Source organism: Paraburkholderia dinghuensis (assembly GCF_003837865.1).
GTDB classification, from domain to species: domain Bacteria; phylum Pseudomonadota; class Gammaproteobacteria; order Burkholderiales; family Burkholderiaceae; genus Paraburkholderia; species Paraburkholderia dinghuensis.
The window spans coordinates 58,680-80,187 of the sequence record NZ_RQIS01000024.1; the positions used below are offsets into that span (position 1 = coordinate 58,680).

Consider the following 21,508-nt stretch of genomic DNA (forward strand, 5'->3'; position numbering starts at 1 on the left):
TTTATGCTCAACTGGGATGACGAGAAAACGGCCGTAACTCCGTCGAGCGGTGCGCAACAAAATGCGATGCGCAACCTCGCGGGTGAGGCTGTCCCGGCTGCCGATGTGCAGTTCGGTCTGCGTTCCACTCCTCAGGCATCCACTGCGGAAAACATTTTCGCCAGCGACTTCGCAGTCGCTCCGCCGGCTCAGGCAGCGGTGTCCTCCGAAGCGCGCGTGAATGTCGCCGACAAGCGCATCATCAACGGTCAGACCGACGTGAACCAGTTGGTCCCGTTCAAGTACAAGTGGGCTTGGGAAAAGTATCTGGCCGGCTGTGCGAACCACTGGATGCCGCAGGAAATCAACATGTCCCGCGACATCGCGCTCTGGAAGGACCCGAACGGTCTGACCGAGGACGAGCGCCGGATCGTCAAGCGCAACCTCGGCTTCTTCGTGACCGCCGACTCCCTCGCCGCGAACAATATCGTGCTGGGCACCTACCGCCACATCACGGCGCCCGAATGCCGTCAGTTCCTGCTGCGCCAGGCGTTCGAAGAGGCGATCCACACGCACGCGTACCAGTACATCGTCGAATCGCTCGGTCTGGACGAAGGCGAGATCTTTAACGCGTACCACGAGGTCAAGTCGATCCGCGACAAGGACGAGTTCCTGATCCCGTTCATCCATACGCTCACAGATCCGTCGTTCAAGACGGGCACGACAGACGCCGACCAGAAGCTGCTCCGGTCGCTGATCGTGTTCGCCTGCATCATGGAAGGCCTGTTCTTCTATGTCGGGTTCACCCAGATCCTCGCGCTCGGCCGCCAGAACAAGATGACCGGCGCGGCGGAGCAATACCAGTACATCCTGCGCGACGAGTCGATGCACTGCAATTTCGGCATCGACCTCATCAATCAGATCAAGCTCGAGAACCCGCACCTGTGGACCCCCGCGTTCCGTGCAGAGATCGCTGATCTGTTCAAGCAGGCGGTCGACCTCGAATACCGCTACGCGGAAGACACGATGCCGCGTGGCGTCCTCGGTCTGAACGCGTCGATGTTCAAGAGCTATCTGCGCTTCATCAGCAACCGGCGTTGCCAGCAGATCGGTCTCGATCCGCTGTTCCCGAACGAAGAGAACCCGTTCCCGTGGATGAGCGAGATGATCGACCTGAAGAAGGAACGCAACTTCTTCGAGACGCGCGTGATCGAATATCAGACGGGCGGTGCATTGTCCTGGGAGTAACCTGGGGTGCACTGCTGAACAAGTCTTTTGGGGTGCCGGCGGCGCTACGCGAGCGCCCATGCCGGCTAGATGATTAGGAGCAGGAACGCCTGATGCAAAGCGTGCCCGGGGCCCTGGTGGCTGACCGATATGACTGGCACTTTGCGAACCCTTCAGAGGGATGGGCAAACTTCCCCCCGGAAAACGGCGTTAGCCATATGGCTGGCGTCTTCAACGAACGTTGGCCGGTGTCGATATCCGACGCCGGGTTGACATGGCGCGCAGTGCCCGATGGCACTGCGCGCCTTACCGCATTCATTAGCGTAAGCGCGCGGGATCAGCGTACGCCGATGAATAGCCCGCTTCGCAGCGTGCGCCCTGATAAGCGTTCGCGGGAAGCGGGTTTTGACGAAGGGCGATGTTTGAACTGACTCTCATCTGAACCTGAAGGAGAAGAAAATGGCAACTGCCAAGAAGAAACCGGCGGCAAAGAAGGTCGCAGTGAAGAAGGTTGCAGCGAAGAAGGCTGCTCCGGCGAAGAAGGCTGCTGCGAAGAAGGTCGCAGTGAAGAAGGTCGCAGCGAAGAAAGTCGCCGTGAAGAAGGTTGCTGCGAAGAAGGCTGCTCCGGCGAAGAAGGCCGCTGCAAAGAAGGTCGCAGCGAAGAAAGTCGCAGTGAAGAAGGTTGCTGCGAAGAAGGCTGCTCCGGCGAAGAAGGTCGCAGCGAAGAAGGTTGCCGCGAAGAAAGTCGCCGTGAAGAAGGTTGCTGCGAAGAAGGCAGCGCCGGCGAAGAAGGCCGCAGCGAAGAAGGCCGCGCCTGCGAAGAAGGCCGCAGCGAAGAAGGCCGCGCCTGCGAAGAAGGCTGCTGCGAAGAAGGCCGCGCCTGCGAAGAAGGCTGCCGCGAAGAAGGCTGCCAAGAAAGCGCCTGCGAAGAAGGCTGCCGCTCCCGCGCCTGCTGCTGCCCCTGCTGCGCAACCGGCTGCACCCGCAGCATCGGTGAAGACTGCCCTGAACCCGGCTGCTGCATGGCCGTTCCCGACCGGCAGCCGTCCGTAATACGCAGTACCAGGCGAGACACGCATCTTGCGTGCCTCGCAGTTCGGGCGGCTTCAAGGCCCGATCATGATCCCGTCGCTGGCGTTGCTCGCGACGGGATTTTTTTCGTCCGTGGGCCCCGTGGTACGCGCGCAGGGGCGTGTGCGATCGCGAGCCGGCGAGCACGCACGAAAAAAGGCGCATGCACAGGGGAGCACATGCGCCTGAGGTTCCGCGTAAGGCGCAAGGGCGCCGCCGCGGTACAGGGGAAACCGCTGTTAGTGGGTGACGCGGGTCACGCCGCCGCTCGAGAGCAGGCGCACGCGGTCACCCGCGTTGAAGACTTCACCGGTGGAGGTCTGCGTGATGGCACGCAGGTCGCCGCTGTCGAGACGCACCGTAAGCTCGAGGCCGTCGCGCAACGCGGCGCCGTTTTCCACCGCATTGCCAGCCACTGCGCCCGCGATGCCGCCGATGATGCCCGTGACGATCGAACCGCGTCCGCCGCCGATCGCGCTGCCGGCTACCGCGCCGAGCGCGCCGCCGCCAATGGCGCCGAGGCCGGTGGGCTGTCCGTCATTGGAGCTGATCTTCACGGCACGAACGCTCTCGATCGTGGCCATGCGGACCATGGCCTCGCGCTGCGCCTGCGACGCCGTATAGACGTCGGCGGAACTGCTGTTATATGCACACCCCGAAACCGCAAACGAACCCGCCACCAGCACTGCAACCAGCAAACAACTTGTTGTTCTCATTCGTATAACTCCAGAAGGCCCCCGCGCGGGGCCTGCGTTCAGTTCGGCAGTTCGTATCCGAACGCCTTCATGAACCGTTCATTGATCTGCGCCCGTGTGGGTGCATAGTTCTGTGGACCTTGATGTTCGATCTTGAGCGCGCCCATTAGGCTCGCGAGACGCCCGGTGGTTGCCCAGCCGAGGCCGTTCTCGATGCCGTAGAGCAGACCACCGCGGAACGCGTCGCCGCAACCGGTCGGATCCAGTACACGTTCCGCCTGCACCGGAGGAATCTCCTCGATGCCGCCGTCGTGATAGATCTGCGACCCGTGCTCGCCGCGCGTGACGATCAGCGCATCGACCTTGCTGGCGATCTCTTCGAGCGACCAGCCGGTGCGGTGGCTGACAAGGTTGGCTTCGTAATCGTTGACCGCAACATACGTCGCAAGTTCAATCGCGCGTTGCAGCGACGGCCCGTCGAAGAGCGGCAATCCTTGACCCGGATCGAAAATGAACGGCACGCCGGCCTTCGCGAACTGCTCGACGTGCTGGACCATGCCGTCGAAGCCGTCCGGCGCGACGATACCGAGCTTGATGCCAGGTGCCTCGTCGGCGCGGTTCAGGTGCGACTGCATCATCGCGCCCGGGTGGAACGCAGTGATCTGGTTGTTTTCGAGATCGGTCGTGATCATCGCCTGTGCCGACCACGTGTCGGGCAGCACACGCACATGCGCTTGCGAGAGGCCGAGCGTGTCGAGGCGATCGAGGTACGGTTGTGCGTCGGCGCCGCCGAGCGTCGCCATGATGCGCGCATCGCCGCCGAGCAGATGCAGCGAGTAGGCGATGTTGCCTGCGCAGCCGCCGAATTCGCGACGCATCGTCGGCACGAGGAAGCTCACGTTAAGGATGTGCACCTGCTCGGGCAGGATGTGCTCACGAAAGCGACCTTCGAAGGTCATGATGTTGTCGTAGGCGAGCGAGCCGCAAATCAACGTAGACAAGGCTGGAGTTCCTGTAGCGTGGAGGGTGAGTCCGGGCGTGCGCCGCGCGCCAGGCGCGGCGGCGCACAGATGCCAGATTACTTTAGTGCTGCGAGGGCAGCGTCGTAATTCGGTTCGTTCTTGATCTCGCTGACGCGCTCGGCGTAGACGACCTTGTCGTTGGCGTCGATCACGACGACCGCGCGCGCGGTCAGGCCGGCGAGCGGGCCGCTCGTCACATCGACGCCGTAGGCCTGCGCGAAGTCATGGCCGCGGAAGGTCGAGGCCGTCACGACGTTCTCGATGCCTTCGGTCGTGCAAAAGCGCGCCGCCGCGAACGGCAGGTCGCCCGAGATCACGACGACGACCGTGTTGTCGAGCTTGCCCGCGGATTCGTTGAACTTGCGCGTCGACGTGGCGCAGACCGGCGTGTCGAGGCTCGGGACGATGTTGAGCACCTTGCGCTTGCCGCCGAAATCGGCGAGCGAGACAGGCTTCAGATCGCGGCCGACGAGCGAAAATGCCGGCGCCTTCTGGCCAGCCGAAGGGAACGTGCCAGCAACGTCGATCGGGTTACCACCCAGCGTAACTTGACTCATGATGTGCTCTCCGCGAGTTCATGTACCAATGAAAAGCGCGCCGGTAGCGCCGGGCGCAGGGAATGTGCGGGCCGCTCGAAAGCAGTCCCGCAGGCGAAACTGACAACAACGCGGGCATCAGGGATAGAAGATCTCGATGCGGAAGTTCGAAGCGACGACGTTGCCTGTGTCGAGCCGCACGATCATCGTCTGCGTGGTGCGTGCCGGCAAGCCGGCCTCGATGCGCGTGCCGGGCGTCACATAGTCTTGCGGCCACAGCACGCGACGCACGACCACGTTATTTTGATGGTCGAGCAGTGTCAGTTCGATGGCTGGAAACGCGAGCGCCACGTTGAAGTGATTGCGCAGCGGCACCTTCAGTTCGAGGTGATGCGGATCGTCGACCTGGCGCAGATCGGACGGCTGGACCTGCAGGCCGTCGATATCGCGCGGTGGCAGCACTCGGCAGCCGAGCTGCTGGCATGCCTGCTCGTAGAGCGGCTTCGAGGCGGGCCAGTAGACCATCACCGTCTCGCGCAGCCACCAGGCGAGCTGAGCCGCGAGCAATGCGAGCAGCACAAGCGCGAACAACGAGCCGATGATGCGCCAGCCCGTGCGGCGCGGTGCGCGCGCGGGCGTTTCGCGTGTAACGGCGAACGGTTCAGGACCAGCACCTGGAGACAGGCTGCTGAAGGCCGCCGCCGCAGACGCTGCCGCAGCGGCGCCTGGCAGTACGGGCTCGGGATCGTCGGTGCGAACGGACGATGGTTCGTCCGCGGTCAGTGTGGGCTCGTTGATGCCTGGTTCGACGCGTTGCCAATGCGACGCAGTCGATTGTGCTGCCGTCGCTGTGGCGCTCGCGTGTGTTGCCGGCTCGGGCGCGAGCGACGGCTCGGCGAGCGGGGGCGTGAACGTCGGTGTGACGCTCGGCGCGATCGCGGGCTGCGGCAGGTGTTCGGCGCTGTACAGCAGCCGGTTGTCGATCTGGCTGTCAGCGGGCGGTGCCCACGGGTCCCACGCGGGATTCGCGAAATCGGGAGCGCCAGCTGATGTGACTGCCTCGCGCTTTTCTTCCGGCAGATGTGTCGTGGCCGGCGCGGTCAGGGTCGCTGCGACATCGGCGGCAACGGGAACGGCATTTGCGAACTCGCCGTTGTCCGGCACCTCGAACAGGCTGCCCGACGCATCAAACGCTTCCTGACAGTGGCCGCAACGCACGAGGCCACGACGCACTGCAAGCTGCGCGGGCACGATACGGAAGACGGTTTCGCAGAAGGGACAGCGCGTTGCCAGGAGCATGTGGGCCGTTGATCTGGGTAGACCGGTGGGTTAGCGATACCCGCCATTCTACTGGCATTCCGTCGCTAGCCGCGCCGCGTACCAGCGAGGCAAACCCAGCCTTCGTGTTCGCGCCAGACGGCGATGTCGATCCACGGTTCGTAGACGCGAGCCACTTCCTCGGCCTGGCGCGCGAGGATGCCCGATAGCGCGAGGCGTCCGCCGGGTTTTACGCGCGACGAGAGCATCGAAGCCATGAGCTTCAGCGGATTCGACAGGATGTTGGCGACGACGATGTCGAACTCGCCCGGCGGGCAGTCGTCGGGGAGGCCGTAGGTGACGTCGGCGTGATTGCGCGCGCTGTTGTGGCGCGCCGATTCGACTGCTTGCGGGTCGATGTCGATGCCGATAACCGGATTCGCGCCGCACTTCTTCGCGAGAATCGCGAGGATGCCCGAGCCGCAACCGTAGTCGAGGAGCGAGTTGCCCGGCTTGACGTGCTGTTCGAGCCACTCCATGCAAAGACGCGTGGTGGGATGGCTGCCCGTGCCGAATGCGAGGCCCGGATCGAGTTCGAGGACGCGCGCGTCGGGATCGGGCGCATCGTGCCACGACGGCACGACCCAGATGCGCTGGCCGATCTGGATCGGCTCGAACTGCGATTGCGTGAGCCGCACCCAGTCCTGCTCCTCGACTTCGCGCAGCGCGAACGCAGGCAGCGCCGCGAGGCCGAGTTCGTTCGCTGCGGCCGCGAGCAGCACGGCCGGATCCTGATCGTCGCCGATGAGCGCGATCACGCGCGAGTGCTGCCACGCGGTGCGATCGGGCGTGAGCCCGGGCTCGCCGAAGAGCGGCTGCTCGTCGGGCGTGTCGGCGTCGGCATCTTCGACCGACACCGACAGCGCGCCGAGTTCGATCAGTGCGTCGGAGAGTTCCTCGGCGCGTTCACGATCGAGTTCGACGATCAGTTCCCGATAGCTCATGAATTACGCTTCTTCCTTCTGAACCTGCTGGCGCGCGGCCAGACGGTTTTCGAGGTAGTGAATGCTCGTGCCGCCTTCGACGAACTTCGCATCGAGCATCAGCTCGCGGTGCAGCGGGATGTTCGTCTGGATGCCCTCGACCACCATCTCCGACAACGCGATGCGCATACGCTGGATCGCCTGTTCGCGCGTCGCGCCGTAGGTGATCAGCTTGCCGATCATCGAATCATAGTTCGGCGGAACGAAGTAGCCATTGTAGGCGTGCGAATCGACGCGCACGCCCGGGCCACCCGGCATGTGCCACGACGTGAGACGTCCCGGCGACGGCGTGAACTTGAACGGATCTTCAGCGTTGATACGGCACTCGATCGCGTGGCCCTTCAACTGGATGTCGCGCTGGCGGAACGCGAGCTTCTCGCCGGCGGCGATACGGATCTGTTCCTGCACGATGTCGATGCCGGTGATCAGCTCGGTGACCGGGTGCTCGACCTGCACGCGCGTGTTCATTTCGATGAAGTAGAACTCGCCGTTTTCGTACAGGAACTCGAACGTGCCCGCGCCGAGGTAACCCATCTTCTTGCAGGCGTCGGCGCAGCGGTCGCCGATGCGATCGAGCAGGCGGCGCGCGATACCCGGCGCAGGCGCTTCCTCGATCACCTTCTGGTGGCGGCGCTGCATCGAGCAGTCGCGTTCGCCGAGCCACACGGCGTTCTTGAACGAATCCGAGAGCACCTGGATTTCGATGTGGCGCGGATTCTCGAGGAACTTCTCCATGTACACCTGCGGATTGCCGAACGCACGGCCCGCTTCTTCACGCGTCATGTTGACCGCGTTGACGAGTGCCGCTTCCGTGTGCACGACGCGCATGCCGCGGCCGCCGCCGCCGCCCGCCGCCTTGATGATGACGGGGTAGCCGACCGCGCGCGCGATCTTGACGATCTCCTTCGGATCGTCCGGCAATGCGCCTTCCGAGCCGGGCACGCACGGCACGCCGGCCTTGATCATCGCGTGCTTCGCGGAGACCTTGTCGCCCATCATGCGGATCGTTTCCGGGCGCGGGCCGATGAACGTGAAGCCCGACTGCTCGACGCGCTCGGCGAAATCCGCGTTCTCGGAAAGGAAGCCGTAGCCGGGGTGGATCGCTTCGGCGTCGGTGACTTCCGCTGCGCTGATGAGCGCGGGCATGTTCAGATAGCTGAGGTTCGACGGAGCCGGGCCGATGCAGACCGCCTCATCGGCGAGCTTCACGTACTTGGCTTCCTTGTCGGCTTCCGAGTAGACAACGACGGTCTTGACGCCGAGTTCGCGGCACGCGCGCTGGATACGGAGCGCGATTTCGCCACGATTGGCAATGAGGATTTTTTCAAACATGGTGGGTATTCGACTCTTCAATGGGCGCCGCGCAAGGGACAGGCGGGACACCTGAGAGGATCGGTCGCGCGTGCGTCGCGAAGCGCTCTTCGCGCATGCGGCACGCAGCACAGGCAACTCATGCGTCTCGCGTGCGGCACCGCCGCAGCGCGAGCGCGCCAACGGCTTTATGCGACTACGAAGAGGGGCTGGCCGTATTCCACAGCCTGACCATTCTCGACGAGGACTTCCTTGACCACGCCGGCCACGTCCGATTCGATTTCGTTCAGCAACTTCATCGCTTCGATGATGCACAGCGTCTGGCCTTCCTTGACCGTGTCGCCGACCTGGACGAACGGATCGGCGCCCGGCGACGGTGCGCGGTAGAACGTACCGACCATCGGCGAAGTCACAACATGGCCTTGCGGCACCACCGGCGCAGCAGCGACGCTGGCAGCGCCTTCGGCGGCGTGGGCGGGCGCAGCGAGCGGTGCGGCCATGGGTGCCGCGAACTGGGCGGCCTGCGGCTGGATATAGACCGGCGGAGCGTTCTTGACGATACGCACCTTGCCTTCACCCTCGGTGACTTCGAGTTCCGAGATGCCCGACTCGGAAACGAGGTCGATCAGAGTCTTCAGCTTACGTAGATCCATGGTGCAGCCCCTTTGAATGCGTGAGGTGCCGGGGCGCGCGCGCCGGCACAGGATTGGTGTTGTCTGTCAGAGTGAGTCGGCTAATGCGGACGGCGCGACCCGCGAATCACGCGCTTTTGGCGGCGGCAAGCCGGTCAAGCGCGTATTCGAGCGCGTACAGGTAACCCTTCCAGCCGAGCCCGCAGATGACGCCTTCGGCCAGATCGGAAAAATACGAGTGATGCCGGAAGGCCTCGCGGCGATGCACGTTCGACAGGTGAATCTCGACGAACGGAATGCCGACGCCTGCCAGCGCGTCCCGGATCGCCACGCTCGTGTGCGTGTAGGCGGCCGGATTGATCAGGATGAAATCGGTTTCTTCGACGCGCGCAGCCTGGATGCGATCGACAAGCGCCCCTTCGTGATTGCTCTGGAACGTCGCGAGTGTCACGCCTCTATCGGCGGCACGGTCAGCGAGCGCCTGATCGATCTGCGGGAGCGTCACACGCCCATAGACCTCAGGTTCCCGCGTGCCGAGAAGATTGAGGTTGGGGCCGTGAAGAACCAGCAGTCGCGTCATGGTCGCTTGTTATTCCGTGGAGTTGCGCGAACTTTAGCGCCGATTAGAGAATTTTGTCTAGTTTTCCGAGAGAGTGATGCGGCCCTTAGTTTGCTCTGCGTCCGTCAGAATCAGCGATCTTCTGTCAAAAAGCGTAAATCCCAAAGCAAAAAGTGCCGTACGGCGGTTAAGGTCCGGTCAATTCTTCCGCTGCGTCAAAGTGCATCCAACGTATGACGAAGTTCGTCCGGTTTGATTTGGCCTAATTTTGTCGCGCGTACGTTGCCGTTCGCGTCGATAACGACGGTGTACGGCAAGCCGCCTGCCGTATTGCCGAATGCGCGCGCGACATCGGCGCCGGCGAATCCCGCCACGTAGATGGGGTAGTCGACCTGCACTTTCTGGAGGAACGCTTTGATGTTCGCGCCGGAGTCGACTCCGACCCCGATGAACTGGATGCCTTTCTTCGCGTACTCGCGCTGCAGCGCGGACAGCTCCGGCATCTCTTCGACGCACGGACCGCACCACGAGGCCCAGAAATTCACGACGATCGGGCGACCCTTGTAGTGAGCTAGCGACTGGGGCTTGCCGTCGGGGGTCGTGACGGCGGCGGACCACAGTTCTCCGACAGCGTTTTTGTCCGCGACCGAGGCCGCGTCGGCCTTGCCCGCGTTGCCGCCCTTTGCCCAGTGTCCCGCCAGAATGCCGCCGCCGGCAGCCAGAGCCGCCACCACGACGGTAGCCAGAATCCGCTTCGTGTTCATCGGTGCGCTTTTCAGTCCGTTTGATCGTGTTGATTGAGTGAGGTTGACGTCAGGACGCGGGAGGATGTCGCGTCGCTTTCGTCGATCAGCGCCTTGAGCGCCTCGGCGTTCGCTCGCGGCAGGCGTCCGCGAGCGTCGGCGCGCACGGCGCCGCGCAGGTCGTCGGTGTCATAGAGCGCAACGTGGATGCCCACTGGCTCCTCGTTGCGCGACGGCCGGTACATGAAGCTCAGCGTCTCCACGTAGGTGCGCGCAGCAAAGTGGGGCGTCTCCGACACGTCATATTGCACATTCGCGTTCAGAAGCCAGATGGCGACGTCCTTCGGGTTGTCGCAGAAGATCTGCAGATGGATGTCAGAATGCTGACCCGCAGTGCCGTTGAGCACCGCGCCCGTCACAAACGGGTTGAAGGCATCGAGTCGCCGCATCCAGTCGAGCGCGATCTCGCGCAGCCGCCGCAGCACCACCGGCTGGCTCTCGCCCTGAAACAGGGCCTGATATTCGCGGATTTCCTCTTCTATCAGATCGTTGTCGGGCAGCCAGGCGCCGTCGATGCGCGCGTCCCCCACGACCTGCCGCGCCGCCTTGCGCTTGGCGCTCGCGTAGTCGAGGCCGTCTTCGGCAATCATCCGTGCTGCCGCGATCGCGATTTCCTCGCGCACGCGTTGCGGATCGAAATGTGCTCTGCGAATCATGATCCCTCAATGATACTGGAGAATGCCTGGGCGCCCGACTGGCGCCCAGGTCGCACCCCGGGTTGTCCTCCGTGTTGTCCTCCGGTTGCCGCCGTCCGGCGTCCGCGGCACCTCGCCTGGCACCGGTTCCGCGCCCCGCGGCGGCGGCCCATGGCCCGCGCCGTCGGGTGAGCGTCGGGTACAATAGCGTCCTTCGTTGTGGCGGCGCACGCCGCCGTCTTCGCGTACCCCATCCCGACAACCCGTTTCCCGACGCCCGCGCGGCGTGACAGGCTTATGCACATCCATATCCTCGGCATTTGCGGCACGTTCATGGGCGGTCTCGCCGTGCTCGCGCGCAGCGCGGGCCACACCGTGACCGGCTGCGACGCAGGGGTGTATCCGCCGATGAGCACCCAGCTCGAAGCGCAGGGCATCCGCCTGATCGAGGGTTACGACGCAAGCCAGATTGATCTGAAGCCCGATCTCTACGTGATCGGCAATGTGGTGTCGCGTGGCAATCCGCTGATGGAGGAGATCCTGAACCGCGGCTTGCCGTACACGTCCGGGCCGCAGTGGCTCGGCGACCATGTGCTGCGCGACAAGTGGGTGCTCGCCGTCGCGGGCACGCACGGCAAAACCACGACGACCTCGATGCTCACGTGGCTGCTCGAGGACGCGGGCCTGAATCCCGGCTTCCTGATCGGCGGCGTGCCGCTCAATTTCGGTGTGTCGGCGCGGCTCACCGATTCGAGCTTCTTCGTCATCGAAGCCGACGAGTACGACACCGCGTTCTTCGACAAGCGCTCGAAGTTCGTCCATTACCGTCCGCGCACCGCGGTGCTGAACAACCTCGAATACGATCACGCCGACATCTTCCCCGACCTCGCCGCGATCGAGACGCAGTTCCATCATCTCGTGCGCACGATTCCCGGTGTGGGCCGTGTTGTTACGAACGGCCGCTCGGATGCGCTCGAGCGCGTGCTCACGCGCGGCGTGTGGAGCGACGTGGAACGCTTTGGCGTCGACGGTGGCTGGCAGGCGCTTCCCGCCGCGAGCGATATGCCCGTCGATGAACGTTTCGCCGTCTATCACAACAGTGAGCGCGTGGGTGTCGTCGAGTGGCAGATCCAGGGCGAACACAACCGGCTGAACGCGCTCGCGGCGATTGCCGCGGCGCGCAGCGTCGGTGTGCCGCCCGCGCAGGCCGCCCAGTCGCTCACGACGTTCCGTAACGTGAAGCGCCGCATGGAAGTGCGCGGCAGCGTGGACGGCGTGACCGTTTACGACGACTTCGCGCACCATCCCACCGCGATCGAGACGACCATCGCCGGACTGCGCACGCGCGTGGGTAGCGGCGAGGATGGCAAACGAACGCGCATTTTGGCTGTTCTGGAACCGCGCTCAAACACGATGAAGCTCGGTGTGATGAAGGCGCAACTGCCCGTGAGTCTCGCCGATGCCGACCTCGTGTTCGGCTACGGCGCACCAGGCGGCAAGGACGCGCTCGGCTGGGATCTGGCCGGCGCGCTGGCGCCTCTCGGCGGCAAGGCGCAGGCATTCCACGACCTCGACGCGCTCGTGAAGGCTGTGGTCGCGGCCGCACGCCCGGGCGACCAGGTCCTCGTGATGAGCAACGGCGGCTTCGGCGGCGTGCATCAGAAGCTGCTCGATGCGCTTTCTGCGCGGGGTACGTCGTGATCGTCTATCTGCATGGGTTCCGGTCGTCGCCGCAGTCGTTCAAGGCGCAGCTCATCGCCGCTCGCCTGGCTGAATTGGGCCGCGCCGACGAATGGCTCTGCCCGACGCTGCCTGTGTCGCCCGTCGATGCCATCGCGATCGCGGAGCAGGAAATCGGCTCGCGCGTGAAGCCGGGCGAGCGGGTGACGCTCATCGGCAGTTCGCTCGGCGGCTATTTCGCGACGCATCTCGCCGAAAAGCACGGCTGGCGTGCCGTGCTGCTCAATCCGGCGGTGGTGCCGGACCGCGATCTGTCGAAGTATCTTGGCGAGCAGCCGCTCTGGCACGGTGGCGGCAGTATCGTCGTCGAGCAGCGCCATCTGGATGAGTTGCGTGGGCTGGCCGTCGCATCGGTGACGCAGCCCGGGCGCTACTATCTGATCGCCGCGACCGGCGACGAGGTGCTCGACTATCGGGAAATGCTCGCGCACTATCCGGGCGTACGCACGAAGCTGATCGAGGGCAGCGACCACGGCATCAGCGAATTTGCCGATTACGTCGACGACGCGATTGCCTGGTGCGACGCGCCCTGACGTATCTCCAATAGAAGGCATCGCGCTGAACACAGGCGCGAACGCCAGTCTGTATGTATACAGCACCGCCTCACCGCATCGCGTGGGCGGTCTAAGCAAGTCTGAACGAGAGTATTGAGTGAACGTTTTCTTTGAGGAATCGGGCAGTTTCAAGGCGGGCAGTGTGCTGTCGCGCCAGGGCGACGCATTTCAGGTCGAGTTGCCGGGCGGACGCCGCGCGAAGGTGCGCGCGAAGGACGTGTTGATCGAGTTCGAAAAGCCGGCTGCCGCTGAATTGATGGAACAGGCGGAAGCCGCTGCGAAGGAGATCGATCTCGACTTCCTTTGGGAATGCGCGCCCGCCGAAGAATTCGCGTTCACGACGCTCGCCGCCGAATACTTCGGTGAAACGTACGGTGCGATCGAGCGCGCGGCGCTCGTGCTGTGCCTGCATGGTTCGCCCGTGTATTTCCGCCGCAAGGGACGCGGCCAGTACCAGCGTGCGCCCGAAGAGCAGTTGAAGATGGCGCTCGCCGCGCTCGAGCGCAAGCGTCAGCAGGCGCTCGTGCAGGCCGGTTACGAAGATGACCTGAAGGCGGGCAAGCTGCCCGAAGCGTTCCGGGGCAAGGCACTGGGCCTTCTGACGAAACCCGACAAGAATTCCATCGAGTACAAGGCGCTCGAAGCGGCCGCGGCTCACCGTGGAATCTCGATGCCGCGCCTGATGCTCGAATGCGGCGGCATCGCGTCGCCGCGCGCGTTGCACGAGGCGCGTTTCCTCGCGGAGTTCTTCCCGCACGGCACGGGCTTCCCGGCCGTGGAAGTCGGCGCGTTGCCCGAGGATCTGCCCGAGGCGGGGCCGCACGTCGAGGCGTTCTCCATCGACGACGTGACGACCACCGAAATCGACGACGCCTTCTCGATCGAGCCGCTCTCCGATGGCCGCGTGCGCATCGGCATTCACATCGCGGCGCCTGCGCTCGGCATTCAGCGCGGCGACATGGCGGACACGATCGCACGCACGCGCCTTTCGACGGTCTACATGCCCGGCGACAAGATCACGATGCTGCCCGACGATTTCGTCGATGCGTTCACGCTCAAGGAAGGCGGACTGCGTCCGGCGCTGTCGCTCTACTGCATCGTGAACCGCGAAACGCAGGACATCGTCGCGACCGAAACGCGTGCCGAGCGCGTGTTCGTGAAGAACAACCTGCGCCACAACACGCTCGACGAACTCGTCACCGAAGAGACCCTCGCGGCAGGCACCGGCGACTATCCGCACAAGGACGATATCGCGGTGCTGTGGCCGTTCGCGCAATCGCTCTTCGAGAAGCGCCAGGAGGCGCGTGCGGGCTACGGCCTGCGCCGCGAAGTCCAGCGCAACACCGACTTCAACTTCTACGTCGATGGCGAGCACGTCACGATCACACCGCGCCGCCGCGGCTCGCCGCTCGACACGATCGTCGCGGAGCTCGCGATCCTCGCGAATTCGACGTGGGGTGCGTTCCTGCACGATCACGGCGTGCCGGGCATCTATCGCTCGCAACGCGCGTTCGGCGCGCCGAGCGGTCCGAAGCGCACGCGCATGCAGACCACGGCGGCGCCGCACGAAGGCCTCGGTGTCACGCAATACGCGTGGAGCACGTCGCCGCTGCGCCGGTACGTTGACCTCGTGAACCAGTGGCAGCTTCTCGCGTGCGTCGAGCACGGCGTGGCTGCGAAGCTCGTCGCGCCGTTCAAGCCGAAGGACGCCGATCTCTTTGCGGTCGTGCAGGGCTTCGACGAGACCTATACCGCTTACGCCGATTATCAGCGCCGCATGGAGTACTTCTGGTGTCTGCGTTGGCTCAAGCAGGAAAACCGCCGCGAATTCGCCGCGACCGTTATTAAGGACGACCTCGTGCGCTTCGAGGAAGTGCCATTGATCATGCACGTGCCGGCGCTCGGCGTACATGCGCGCGGCACGCGCGTGCTGCTCGAAGTGATGTCGATCGACGAGCTGACCATCGAGGCGTCGGTGCGCATGCTGCGCGTGCTCGATGCGCCGGTCGTGACGAGCGGTGCGGAAGCTGAAGAAGAGGGCGAAGACGACGAACTGATCGAAGCCGCGGACGAATCGGCGCAAAGCGAGGCTGAAGCGCTCGCCGAATCGGAGGCGGGCGAAGGCGCTAACGACGAAAATGCGGACGAAAACGCCGCCGAAAACGCCGATGAATCAGCCGCCGATTCGAACGGGCAGCAGGCCCAGCATACAGCGGAGACACGCGAATGAGCGCGGCCGGCGTGGGCGACTTGCACGTTGACCGCTATGCCGTGATCGGCAACCCGGTCGCGCATAGCAAGTCGCCGTTCATTCACGCGCGGTTCGCCGAGCAAACCGGCGAGCACATCGAATACACACGCCTGCTCGCGCCGCTCGATGGTTTCGCGGACGAAGTGAACGCATTCAAGGCGGCCGGCGGCCGCGGCCTGAACGTGACCGTCCCGTTCAAGCTCGAAGCGCATGCGCTCGCGCACCGGCTCTCGCCGCGCGCGGCGGCGGCGGGTGCGGTGAACACGCTGCGCTTCGACGCAGACGGCATCTTCGGCGACAACACCGACGGCTTCGGTCTCGTGCGCGACATCGAAGCGAATCTCGGCGTCGCCCTCAAGGGCGCTCGCGTGTTGCTGCTCGGCGCGGGCGGGGCGGCGCGCGGTGTCGTGCTGCCGATGCTCGAACGCGGTCCGCGTGAGATCACTATCGTCAATCGCACGGCCGCGAAGGCACACGATCTGATCGGACAGTTCGCGGGCGCGGCGGCCGAGGCGGGATGCGTCATCAACGGCGGTGGGCCGCACGCGGTCGATCCGGCGCCCTACGACGTGATCGTCAACGCGACCGCAGGCAGCCTCGACGCCGCGCTGCCCGAATGCGACGAACGCGCGTTCGGCACGCGCACGCTGGCCTACGACATGATGTACGGCGCGCAGCCGACGGTGTTCATGCGCCATGCGCAGTCGCTCGGAGCGCGCGCGGCGGACGGGCTCGGCATGCTGGTCGAGCAGGCAGCGGAATCGTTCTACGTCTGGCGCGGCGTGCGCCCGGACAGCGCGCCGGTGCTGGCCGCGCTGCGCGCGCAACTGGCGGCGCAGGCTTAAGCGCGCCGCACGCACTCGGGGGCCGCGATGCCGAAGCACTCAGGCGTGAAACGTCCGGGCGCCTTGCGCTGGCTGGCCTATGTGGTCGCGGTGTTCGTCATTGCCTGGATAGCGCTGCAGGGCTACTACTTCGCGCAGATCGCGGCCTGGAATTTCGTCGATCCGCAGTCGACGGCATTCATGCGCACCGACGAAGCGCGCTTTGGCGCTGACCGTCCCGATCTCTCGATCCAGCATCGCTGGGTGCCCTACGACCAGATATCGCGCAACCTCAAGCGCGCGATCATCGCGTCCGAGGACGCGAACTTCGTCAACAACAAAGGCTACGAAACCGACGCGATCCTGCAGGCGTGGGAAAAGAACCGGCGGCGCGGCCACATCGCGGCTGGTGGTTCGACGATCACGCAGCAGCTCGCGCGCAACCTGTTCCTTTCGCGCGAGAAAAGCTACATCCGCAAGGGCCAGGAGCTCATCATCACCTGGATGCTGGAGACGCTGCTCGACAAGGAGCGCATCTTCGAGATCTATCTGAATTCGGTGGAGTGGGGCAATGGCGTTTATGGCGCCGAGGCTGCGGCGCAGTACTACTTCCGCACGCCCGCGTCGAAGCTCACCGCCTGGCAATCGGCGCGGCTTGCGGTGATGCTGCCGCGTCCGAAGTATTTCGACGAGCATCGCGATTCGGCTTATCTGGCGCAGCGCGCGTCGGTGATCGCGCGGCGCATGGGGGCCGCGGAAGTGCCGCATTGATTTTGTCTTCATGCAAGACGAGGCGCATATCGTAGGCGGCGAACTGGAGCGCCGGAATCCCTCCGGTGCGCAAGTGAACCTTGCGCCGCCGATAACGCCAGGAAGATGCAACTCTCCGACCTGACGTCGTTCACGCAGGCCCGGTTTTATCGAATGTCAACCATCAGGGAATCTGCCGCTGTGCGCGCCCCATTGAATCCACACAGTGAGCGCGCTGTACGACAATCACCAACTTCGAGCCCCCCAAGGAGACCGTGCGCATGGACAAACTGCTGGCACTTCAAATGTTTGTCGAAACCGTCGATGCCAGAGGGTTTTCTGCCGCGGCACGCCGACTGGATCTGGCAACTTCGTCCGTCACGCGCACGATCGACGGTCTGGAGACCGAACTGGGGGCAGTTCTGCTAAATCGATCGACTCGTCAGGTGACGGTATCGGAAGCAGGGGCGGCGTATTACCAACGTGCGCGCAAGATCCTTGATGCGGTTTCCGAAGCCGACGCCATGATCGCGGATCGTGGCGATACACCGGTCGGCCAATTGCGTGTTTCGCTGCCGGTGGCATTCGGCAGGCGCTGCATTGCGCCATTCCTCGGTCGTCTACTGACGATGCATCCCAAGCTCGAGTTGGACGTCACGATGACGGACGAGATCGTCGACCTCCTCGGCGAGCGAATCGATGTTTCGATCCGGCTGGGGAGCGCAGCCTCCTATGACGATGTGATTGCGCGGCAGATTGGTACGTTTCGCCGGTATGTCGTAGCGAGCCCGACTTACCTGCAGCAGCATGGCTCCCCTGAGTCTCCGATGGATCTGACCGCGCACGCTTGCCTGCGTTTCAGTTTCGGCAGTAACGCTCAGGTCTGGACGTTCAAACGTGGTGAGGAAGAACTGCAGGTACCGGTATCTGGGCGACTGCGCGCCAACAACATGGAGATGCTGTACGAACTCGTCATGTCGGACAGCGGCATCGGTTTGCTGCCGGATTGGCTGGTCGATGCGGATATTCACGCGGGGCGGTTGACCGTGCTGTTCGACCACTGGACGGTCAACCCCAATCGCGCGACTTCGGCCGTTACTGCGTTGTACTTGCCCAGTCAACGAGGGTCTCGCCGTGTCTCGGCATTCCTCGATTTTCTCGCCCAGATTCCAGGGCCGATGTATCGGGCGATGCGGGTCATGCCCGGCTGATCTCCCGCGGCTTTGCGTTGCCCGCAAAGCCGTGTTGCGCTGCGACCCTATTCTGTACGGTTGAATGGCTGGCTAAGCTTCGGGGCATCTCTTTCAGATGCATTCAACCCTGAGGACTTCGCCATGAACACCGTGTCTTCCAGCGCGGAAAGCGCCCATCACGAGATGTCACCGACGCTGGTGGGACTGTTTTCAGTCAGCGCCGGCGCGATCGTCGCCAACATCTACTACGCCCAACCGATCATCGAGCTTATCGCCCCGGCCGTTCGACTGTCGTCGCAGGGCGCGAGCCTGATCGTCTCACTGACGCAGATTGGCTATGCACTTGGCCTGTTTTTTCTGGTTCCCCTGGCCGATCTGCTTGAAAACCGTCGACTATTGATCGTAACGGCGCTGACCGCTACGGCGAGCCTGCTGGCCGCAGCTTTCTCTGCTACACCGGGCGTCTTCCTTTTCATGTCCCTGCTCGTCGGGCTGAGTTCCGTCACGGTACAGATTCTGATTCCACTCGCTGCCCATCTTGCTCCTGAGCGATCGCGTGGACGCGTAGTGGGTAACATCATGAGCGGATTGTTGCTCGGCATTCTGCTGGCGCGTCCCTTGTCGAGTTTCCTCGCGCAGCACTTCGGCTGGCGTGCCGTGTTCATGTTTGCGGCGGCCATGACGCTGGGTACGGTCGGTGTTATTGCAGCGACATTGCCTCGGCGAGTGCCTGAACATACGTCCAACTACGGTCAGCTCCTCGGCTCACTGTGGCATCTCTTTACTCGATTTGCCGTGTTGCGCGAGCGCGCTCTGTATCAAGGTCTGCTGTTCGGCACCTTCAGCCTGTTCTGGACGAGCGTGCCGCTTGAGCTGACCCGGCACTATGGCTTGACACAAGAGCAAATTGGTCTGTTCGCCCTGGTAGGCGCGTTGGGTGCGGCTGCAGCACCCGTTGCGGGTCGGCTTGCCGATGCTGGCTATACGCGGGGAACATCTCTTTTCGCCATGATCGTCGCGGCCGTAAGTCTCCTCCCGGGCCTGATTGGCGGTGCACATGGTGTTGTGTGGTTGGGGGTGACCGGGGTCGCTCTGGATTTCGCGGTTCAGATGAACATGGTACTGGGCCAGCGAGCCGTTTATGCCCTCGATGCTGCGAGCCGCGGCCGCCTGAATGCGCTGTACATGACGAGTATTTTTGTCGGTGGTGCCATGGGATCGGCGGTGGCTAGCACGCTCTATAACGCGATGGGCTGGGCGGGCATTGTGCTGGGCGGCGGTGGCCTGGTTCTGGCTACGGTCGTGGCATTCCTCGTGCATCAGCGCGGGCGTGGCTGATAGACAATCCTTTCAGGTCGGTGGGGCACGAAAATTACCGCGATGCCGAACGGGCGTAATACCGGCCGAAATGGCCGCTGGAGGTATGGGAGTCAACGGAGCGCTTTGGGTCGGGAATCACCATTCCCCCGCTAACCCGCGAACAGCCCCAAAAAAAGCGCCGTTGACGGCGCTTTTTTCATGGTCTGCCTCGTTGCGTCGACTTACTGCCGCGCGAGCCGCGCGTTATCCGGCATCGGCATGTTGTAGTTCGTGCGGAACGGATTGATATCGAGCCCGCCGCGGCGCGTGTAGCGCGCGTAGATCGCGAGCCGGTCCGGTTTGCACGCGTTCAGGATGTCCACGAACATGCGCTCCGCACATTGCTCGTGAAAGCCCGTGTGGTTGCGGTACGAAATGATGTAGCGCAGCAGCCCCGCCTGGTCGATCTGCGGCCCCACGTAATGAATCTGCACGCTGCCCCAGTCGGGCTGCCCGGTCACCGGGCAGTTCGACTTCAGCAGATTCGAGTACAGCGTTTCTTCGACCGGCGCTTCGTCGAAGGCAGCCGTGAGCAGCGACGGATCCGGATGATAGACCTCGGCTTCCAGATCGAGACGGTCGAGCGATAGGCCGTCGAATTCCTCGAACTGGATCTTGCCGAATCCGCCCGGCTGGTCGAGCCGTACCGATACCGGCGCGCCGCAGGCCGCCGTGATATCGCGCTTGAGCGTGTCGCGGACGACTTCGGCGGAATCGAGCTTCGTCTGCGCGAACGAACCCAGATAGAGCTTGAACGATTTCGATTCGACGATGTTCGGCGAGTCGGCGGGGATGAAGAACGTCGCGATCGCGATCTGCGGTTTGCCGCGCGCGTTCAGCCACGAAAGCTCGTAGGCGTTCCAGATATCGGTGCCGAAGAAAGGCAGTTGCGCGCCGATGCCGATCGCTTCGCGCGCCCCTGCACGCGGGATCGGGAACAGCAACGACGCGTCGTACTGTTCGGTGTAGGCGGCGGGCTTGCCGAGCGGAGATTGTTCAGGAGTCATGATGCGATGGTTACTTGTGCTGCTGGGCCGTTGGCCGGTGTTTTTGCATTCGCCACGCCGCTAGCCACATGCCCGGTCGCCGTGACCGAGCGGGCCGATTCGCAGTGGCGGATCTGGTCGTCGAAGAAAAAATCGGGTTCGAACTCGCGCAGGAACGGGCCTTTGTCGAGTCCGCCGAGGAACATCGCTTCGTCGATTTCGATGTTCCATGCCATCAGCGTGCGGATCGCGCGTTCGTGCGCCGGTGCCGAGCGCGCCGTGACGAGTGCGGTGCGGATGCGCATCTGCGCGTTTGCGTCCGCGAGCTTCTGCAGGCGATGCAGCGCTTCGAGCAGCGGCTTGAGCGGACCTTGCGCGAGCGGCAATTCGCGGTTGTCGCGCTCGTGGCTCACGAAGGCGCCGAGGCCATCGCGCTGGAAGATCTGTTCGGCTTCGTCGGAAAACAGCACCGCATCGCCGTCGAACGCGATGCGAATCTCGCCCGCATTGCGTCCCGCTATTGTCTCCGAATTTGCGTCGACGCGTGGGAACACGCGTGCGGCGGGAAAGCCCGCGTCGAGCGCGCCGCGCACGTCATCGGGATTCGCGGAGAGAAAGAGCGACGCATTGAGCGGCAACAGATAGCGCCACGGCGCACTCCCTCGCGTGAACACGCCGCGCTGGATATCCAGCCCATGCTCGCGGCACGAACTGAACGCACGCAGGCCGCTGATCGGATCGCTGCGCGAGAGGATCACCACTTCGACGTGATGCGCGGCGTCGTTGAGCGCGAGCAGCTTGCGGATCAGCGCGAACGCGACGCCGGGCTGCGCGGGCACGTTCAGGCGCGCGCGCTGCAGGGCTTCGTAGGCTGCAAGGTCGCCTGTTTCGAAGACGCGGTTTTCCTCCTCGAAATCGAAGAGGGCGCGCGACGAGATCGCGACAACGAGTTTGTCGGAGAGCGAAACGCCCACGATTGCGGCCTCTTATGAGAGAAACAACCGGTACGCCGGATTGTGCGTCTCTTCCCAGTACGGATAACCGAGCGTAGCAAGAAAGCGGCGGAATTCGGCATCGTCGG

The 21,508-nt window shown here is 63.8% G+C and carries 22 protein-coding genes and 1 pseudogene; 10 read left to right on the plus strand and 13 right to left on the minus strand.

Going from position 1 to position 21,508, the window contains the following annotated elements:
• Positions 1-3 precede the first annotated feature (3 nt).
• The 3 genes from D1Y85_RS24300 (at position 4) to D1Y85_RS24310 (ending at position 2,259) form a co-directional block, all read left to right on the plus strand.
• The gene (locus D1Y85_RS24300) at positions 4-1,227 is read left to right on the plus strand and encodes a ribonucleotide-diphosphate reductase subunit beta (RefSeq protein WP_124153634.1); all 1,224 of its coding nucleotides are present in this window, start codon (positions 4-6) and stop codon (positions 1,225-1,227) included.
• 92 nt (positions 1,228-1,319) lie between these two features.
• Positions 1,320-1,637, plus strand: a complete 318-nt coding sequence (locus D1Y85_RS27755; RefSeq protein WP_124153635.1) for a hypothetical protein — start codon at positions 1,320-1,322, stop codon at positions 1,635-1,637.
• A 28-nt stretch (positions 1,638-1,665) separates the two neighbouring features.
• Positions 1,666-2,259: a histone H1-like DNA-binding protein gene (locus D1Y85_RS24310; RefSeq protein WP_124153636.1), complete on the plus strand. Its 594-nt coding sequence runs from the start codon at positions 1,666-1,668 to the stop codon at positions 2,257-2,259.
• A 257-nt stretch (positions 2,260-2,516) separates the two neighbouring features.
• Here the strand turns inward: D1Y85_RS24310 and D1Y85_RS24315 are convergent, their stop codons facing one another.
• The 10 genes from D1Y85_RS24315 to D1Y85_RS24360 all read right to left on the minus strand — a co-directional run bounded on the left by D1Y85_RS24315 (position 2,517) and on the right by D1Y85_RS24360 (position 10,791).
• Positions 2,517-2,993, minus strand: coding sequence for an outer membrane lipoprotein (locus D1Y85_RS24315; RefSeq protein WP_124153637.1), 477 nt, complete (start codon positions 2,991-2,993; stop codon positions 2,517-2,519).
• A 38-nt stretch (positions 2,994-3,031) separates the two neighbouring features.
• On the minus strand, positions 3,032-3,973 hold the full coding sequence (locus D1Y85_RS24320) for a carbohydrate kinase family protein (RefSeq protein WP_124153638.1): 942 nt from the start codon (positions 3,971-3,973) through the stop codon (positions 3,032-3,034).
• 77 nt (positions 3,974-4,050) lie between these two features.
• Positions 4,051-4,551 carry a thiol peroxidase gene (gene tpx / locus D1Y85_RS24325; RefSeq protein ID WP_124153639.1) on the minus strand — a complete coding sequence of 167 codons (501 nt, stop codon included), beginning with the start codon at positions 4,549-4,551 and terminating at the stop codon, positions 4,051-4,053.
• A gap of 117 nt (positions 4,552-4,668) precedes the next feature.
• Positions 4,669-5,829: a zinc-ribbon and DUF3426 domain-containing protein gene (locus D1Y85_RS24330; protein ID WP_124153640.1), complete on the minus strand. Its 1,161-nt coding sequence runs from the start codon at positions 5,827-5,829 to the stop codon at positions 4,669-4,671.
• A 65-nt stretch (positions 5,830-5,894) separates the two neighbouring features.
• Positions 5,895-6,791 (minus strand): 50S ribosomal protein L11 methyltransferase, encoded by an 897-nt coding sequence (gene prmA / locus D1Y85_RS24335; RefSeq protein ID WP_124153641.1) that lies wholly within the window; start codon positions 6,789-6,791, stop codon positions 5,895-5,897.
• 3 nt (positions 6,792-6,794) lie between these two features.
• Complete coding sequence (accC, locus tag D1Y85_RS24340) at positions 6,795-8,162, minus strand: acetyl-CoA carboxylase biotin carboxylase subunit (RefSeq protein ID WP_124153642.1); 1,368 nt, start codon at positions 8,160-8,162, stop codon at positions 6,795-6,797.
• A gap of 167 nt (positions 8,163-8,329) precedes the next feature.
• Positions 8,330-8,794, minus strand: coding sequence for an acetyl-CoA carboxylase biotin carboxyl carrier protein (gene accB / locus D1Y85_RS24345; RefSeq protein ID WP_124153643.1), 465 nt, complete (start codon positions 8,792-8,794; stop codon positions 8,330-8,332).
• Positions 8,795-8,900: 106 nt separating this feature from the next.
• A complete protein-coding gene (aroQ, locus tag D1Y85_RS24350; RefSeq protein ID WP_124153644.1) occupies positions 8,901-9,353 on the minus strand; it encodes a type II 3-dehydroquinate dehydratase in 453 nt (150 codons plus the stop codon).
• A 194-nt stretch (positions 9,354-9,547) separates the two neighbouring features.
• Positions 9,548-10,096 (minus strand): TlpA family protein disulfide reductase, encoded by a 549-nt coding sequence (locus D1Y85_RS24355; protein ID WP_124153645.1) that lies wholly within the window; start codon positions 10,094-10,096, stop codon positions 9,548-9,550.
• Between the two features lie 11 nt (positions 10,097-10,107).
• Entirely contained in the window at positions 10,108-10,791 is a 684-nt protein-coding gene (locus tag D1Y85_RS24360; protein WP_124153646.1) for a UDP-N-acetylmuramate--alanine ligase, read from the minus strand.
• A 276-nt stretch (positions 10,792-11,067) separates the two neighbouring features.
• Between D1Y85_RS24360 and mpl the strand changes: the two genes are divergently transcribed.
• From mpl to D1Y85_RS24395, 7 genes are all read left to right on the plus strand, one after another.
• Positions 11,068-12,471: a UDP-N-acetylmuramate:L-alanyl-gamma-D-glutamyl-meso-diaminopimelate ligase gene (mpl, locus tag D1Y85_RS24365; RefSeq protein ID WP_124153647.1), complete on the plus strand. Its 1,404-nt coding sequence runs from the start codon at positions 11,068-11,070 to the stop codon at positions 12,469-12,471.
• Positions 12,468-13,043 carry a YqiA/YcfP family alpha/beta fold hydrolase gene (locus D1Y85_RS24370; protein ID WP_124153648.1) on the plus strand — a complete coding sequence of 192 codons (576 nt, stop codon included), beginning with the start codon at positions 12,468-12,470 and terminating at the stop codon, positions 13,041-13,043. Before mpl ends, D1Y85_RS24370 begins: the two co-directional genes overlap by 4 nt.
• A gap of 118 nt (positions 13,044-13,161) precedes the next feature.
• Positions 13,162-15,294: a ribonuclease catalytic domain-containing protein gene (locus D1Y85_RS24375; protein WP_124153649.1), complete on the plus strand. Its 2,133-nt coding sequence runs from the start codon at positions 13,162-13,164 to the stop codon at positions 15,292-15,294.
• Positions 15,291-16,160: a shikimate dehydrogenase gene (aroE, locus tag D1Y85_RS24380; protein ID WP_124153650.1), complete on the plus strand. Its 870-nt coding sequence runs from the start codon at positions 15,291-15,293 to the stop codon at positions 16,158-16,160. The genes D1Y85_RS24375 and aroE overlap by 4 nt, the downstream gene beginning before the upstream one ends.
• Before the next feature lie 27 nt (positions 16,161-16,187).
• Positions 16,188-16,910, plus strand: coding sequence for a monofunctional biosynthetic peptidoglycan transglycosylase (mtgA, locus tag D1Y85_RS24385; protein ID WP_124153651.1), 723 nt, complete (start codon positions 16,188-16,190; stop codon positions 16,908-16,910).
• Between the two features lie 260 nt (positions 16,911-17,170).
• Positions 17,171-18,100, plus strand: a complete 930-nt coding sequence (locus tag D1Y85_RS24390) for a LysR family transcriptional regulator (protein WP_124153652.1) — start codon at positions 17,171-17,173, stop codon at positions 18,098-18,100.
• A 123-nt stretch (positions 18,101-18,223) separates the two neighbouring features.
• Positions 18,224-19,420 (plus strand): MFS transporter, encoded by a 1,197-nt coding sequence (locus D1Y85_RS24395; RefSeq protein WP_124153653.1) that lies wholly within the window; start codon positions 18,224-18,226, stop codon positions 19,418-19,420.
• A 203-nt stretch (positions 19,421-19,623) separates the two neighbouring features.
• Here D1Y85_RS24395 and queF read toward each other — a convergent pair whose 3' ends face one another.
• From queF to D1Y85_RS24410, 3 genes and pseudogenes are all read right to left on the minus strand, one after another.
• A complete protein-coding gene (queF, locus tag D1Y85_RS24400) occupies positions 19,624-20,448 on the minus strand; it encodes an NADPH-dependent 7-cyano-7-deazaguanine reductase QueF (RefSeq protein ID WP_124153654.1) in 825 nt (274 codons plus the stop codon).
• Positions 20,445-21,401 carry a 5'-nucleotidase gene (locus D1Y85_RS24405; protein WP_124153655.1) on the minus strand — a complete coding sequence of 319 codons (957 nt, stop codon included), beginning with the start codon at positions 21,399-21,401 and terminating at the stop codon, positions 20,445-20,447. The genes queF and D1Y85_RS24405 overlap by 4 nt, the downstream gene beginning before the upstream one ends.
• A gap of 12 nt (positions 21,402-21,413) precedes the next feature.
• A pseudogene (locus tag D1Y85_RS24410) lies at positions 21,414-21,508 on the minus strand (threonine dehydratase); the annotation flags it as partial.

Bases quoted from the DNA above. Each gene is read 5' to 3' on its own strand.
- D1Y85_RS24300 (WP_124153634.1), top strand. From the start codon at position 4: ATGCTCAACTGGGATGACGAGAAAACGGCCGTAACTCCGTCGAGCGGT.
- D1Y85_RS24360 (WP_124153646.1), bottom strand. From the start codon at position 10,791: ATGATTCGCAGAGCACATTTCGATCCGCAACGCGTGCGCGAGGAAATC.
- D1Y85_RS24355 (WP_124153645.1), bottom strand. From the start codon at position 10,096: ATGAACACGAAGCGGATTCTGGCTACCGTCGTGGTGGCGGCTCTGGCT.
- mpl (WP_124153647.1), top strand. From the start codon at position 11,068: ATGCACATCCATATCCTCGGCATTTGCGGCACGTTCATGGGCGGTCTC.
- D1Y85_RS27755 (WP_124153635.1), top strand. From the start codon at position 1,320: ATGCAAAGCGTGCCCGGGGCCCTGGTGGCTGACCGATATGACTGGCAC.
- D1Y85_RS24330 (WP_124153640.1), bottom strand. From the start codon at position 5,829: ATGCTCCTGGCAACGCGCTGTCCCTTCTGCGAAACCGTCTTCCGTATC.
- D1Y85_RS24315 (WP_124153637.1), bottom strand. From the start codon at position 2,993: ATGAGAACAACAAGTTGTTTGCTGGTTGCAGTGCTGGTGGCGGGTTCG.
- aroQ (WP_124153644.1), bottom strand. From the start codon at position 9,353: ATGACGCGACTGCTGGTTCTTCACGGCCCCAACCTCAATCTTCTCGGC.
- queF (WP_124153654.1), bottom strand. From the start codon at position 20,448: ATGACTCCTGAACAATCTCCGCTCGGCAAGCCCGCCGCCTACACCGAA.
- D1Y85_RS24310 (WP_124153636.1), top strand. From the start codon at position 1,666: ATGGCAACTGCCAAGAAGAAACCGGCGGCAAAGAAGGTCGCAGTGAAG.
- D1Y85_RS24390 (WP_124153652.1), top strand. From the start codon at position 17,171: ATGGACAAACTGCTGGCACTTCAAATGTTTGTCGAAACCGTCGATGCC.
- prmA (WP_124153641.1), bottom strand. From the start codon at position 6,791: ATGAGCTATCGGGAACTGATCGTCGAACTCGATCGTGAACGCGCCGAG.
- aroE (WP_124153650.1), top strand. From the start codon at position 15,291: ATGAGCGCGGCCGGCGTGGGCGACTTGCACGTTGACCGCTATGCCGTG.
- D1Y85_RS24395 (WP_124153653.1), top strand. From the start codon at position 18,224: ATGAACACCGTGTCTTCCAGCGCGGAAAGCGCCCATCACGAGATGTCA.
- accB (WP_124153643.1), bottom strand. From the start codon at position 8,794: ATGGATCTACGTAAGCTGAAGACTCTGATCGACCTCGTTTCCGAGTCG.
- tpx (WP_124153639.1), bottom strand. From the start codon at position 4,551: ATGAGTCAAGTTACGCTGGGTGGTAACCCGATCGACGTTGCTGGCACG.
- accC (WP_124153642.1), bottom strand. From the start codon at position 8,162: ATGTTTGAAAAAATCCTCATTGCCAATCGTGGCGAAATCGCGCTCCGT.
- mtgA (WP_124153651.1), top strand. From the start codon at position 16,188: ATGCCGAAGCACTCAGGCGTGAAACGTCCGGGCGCCTTGCGCTGGCTG.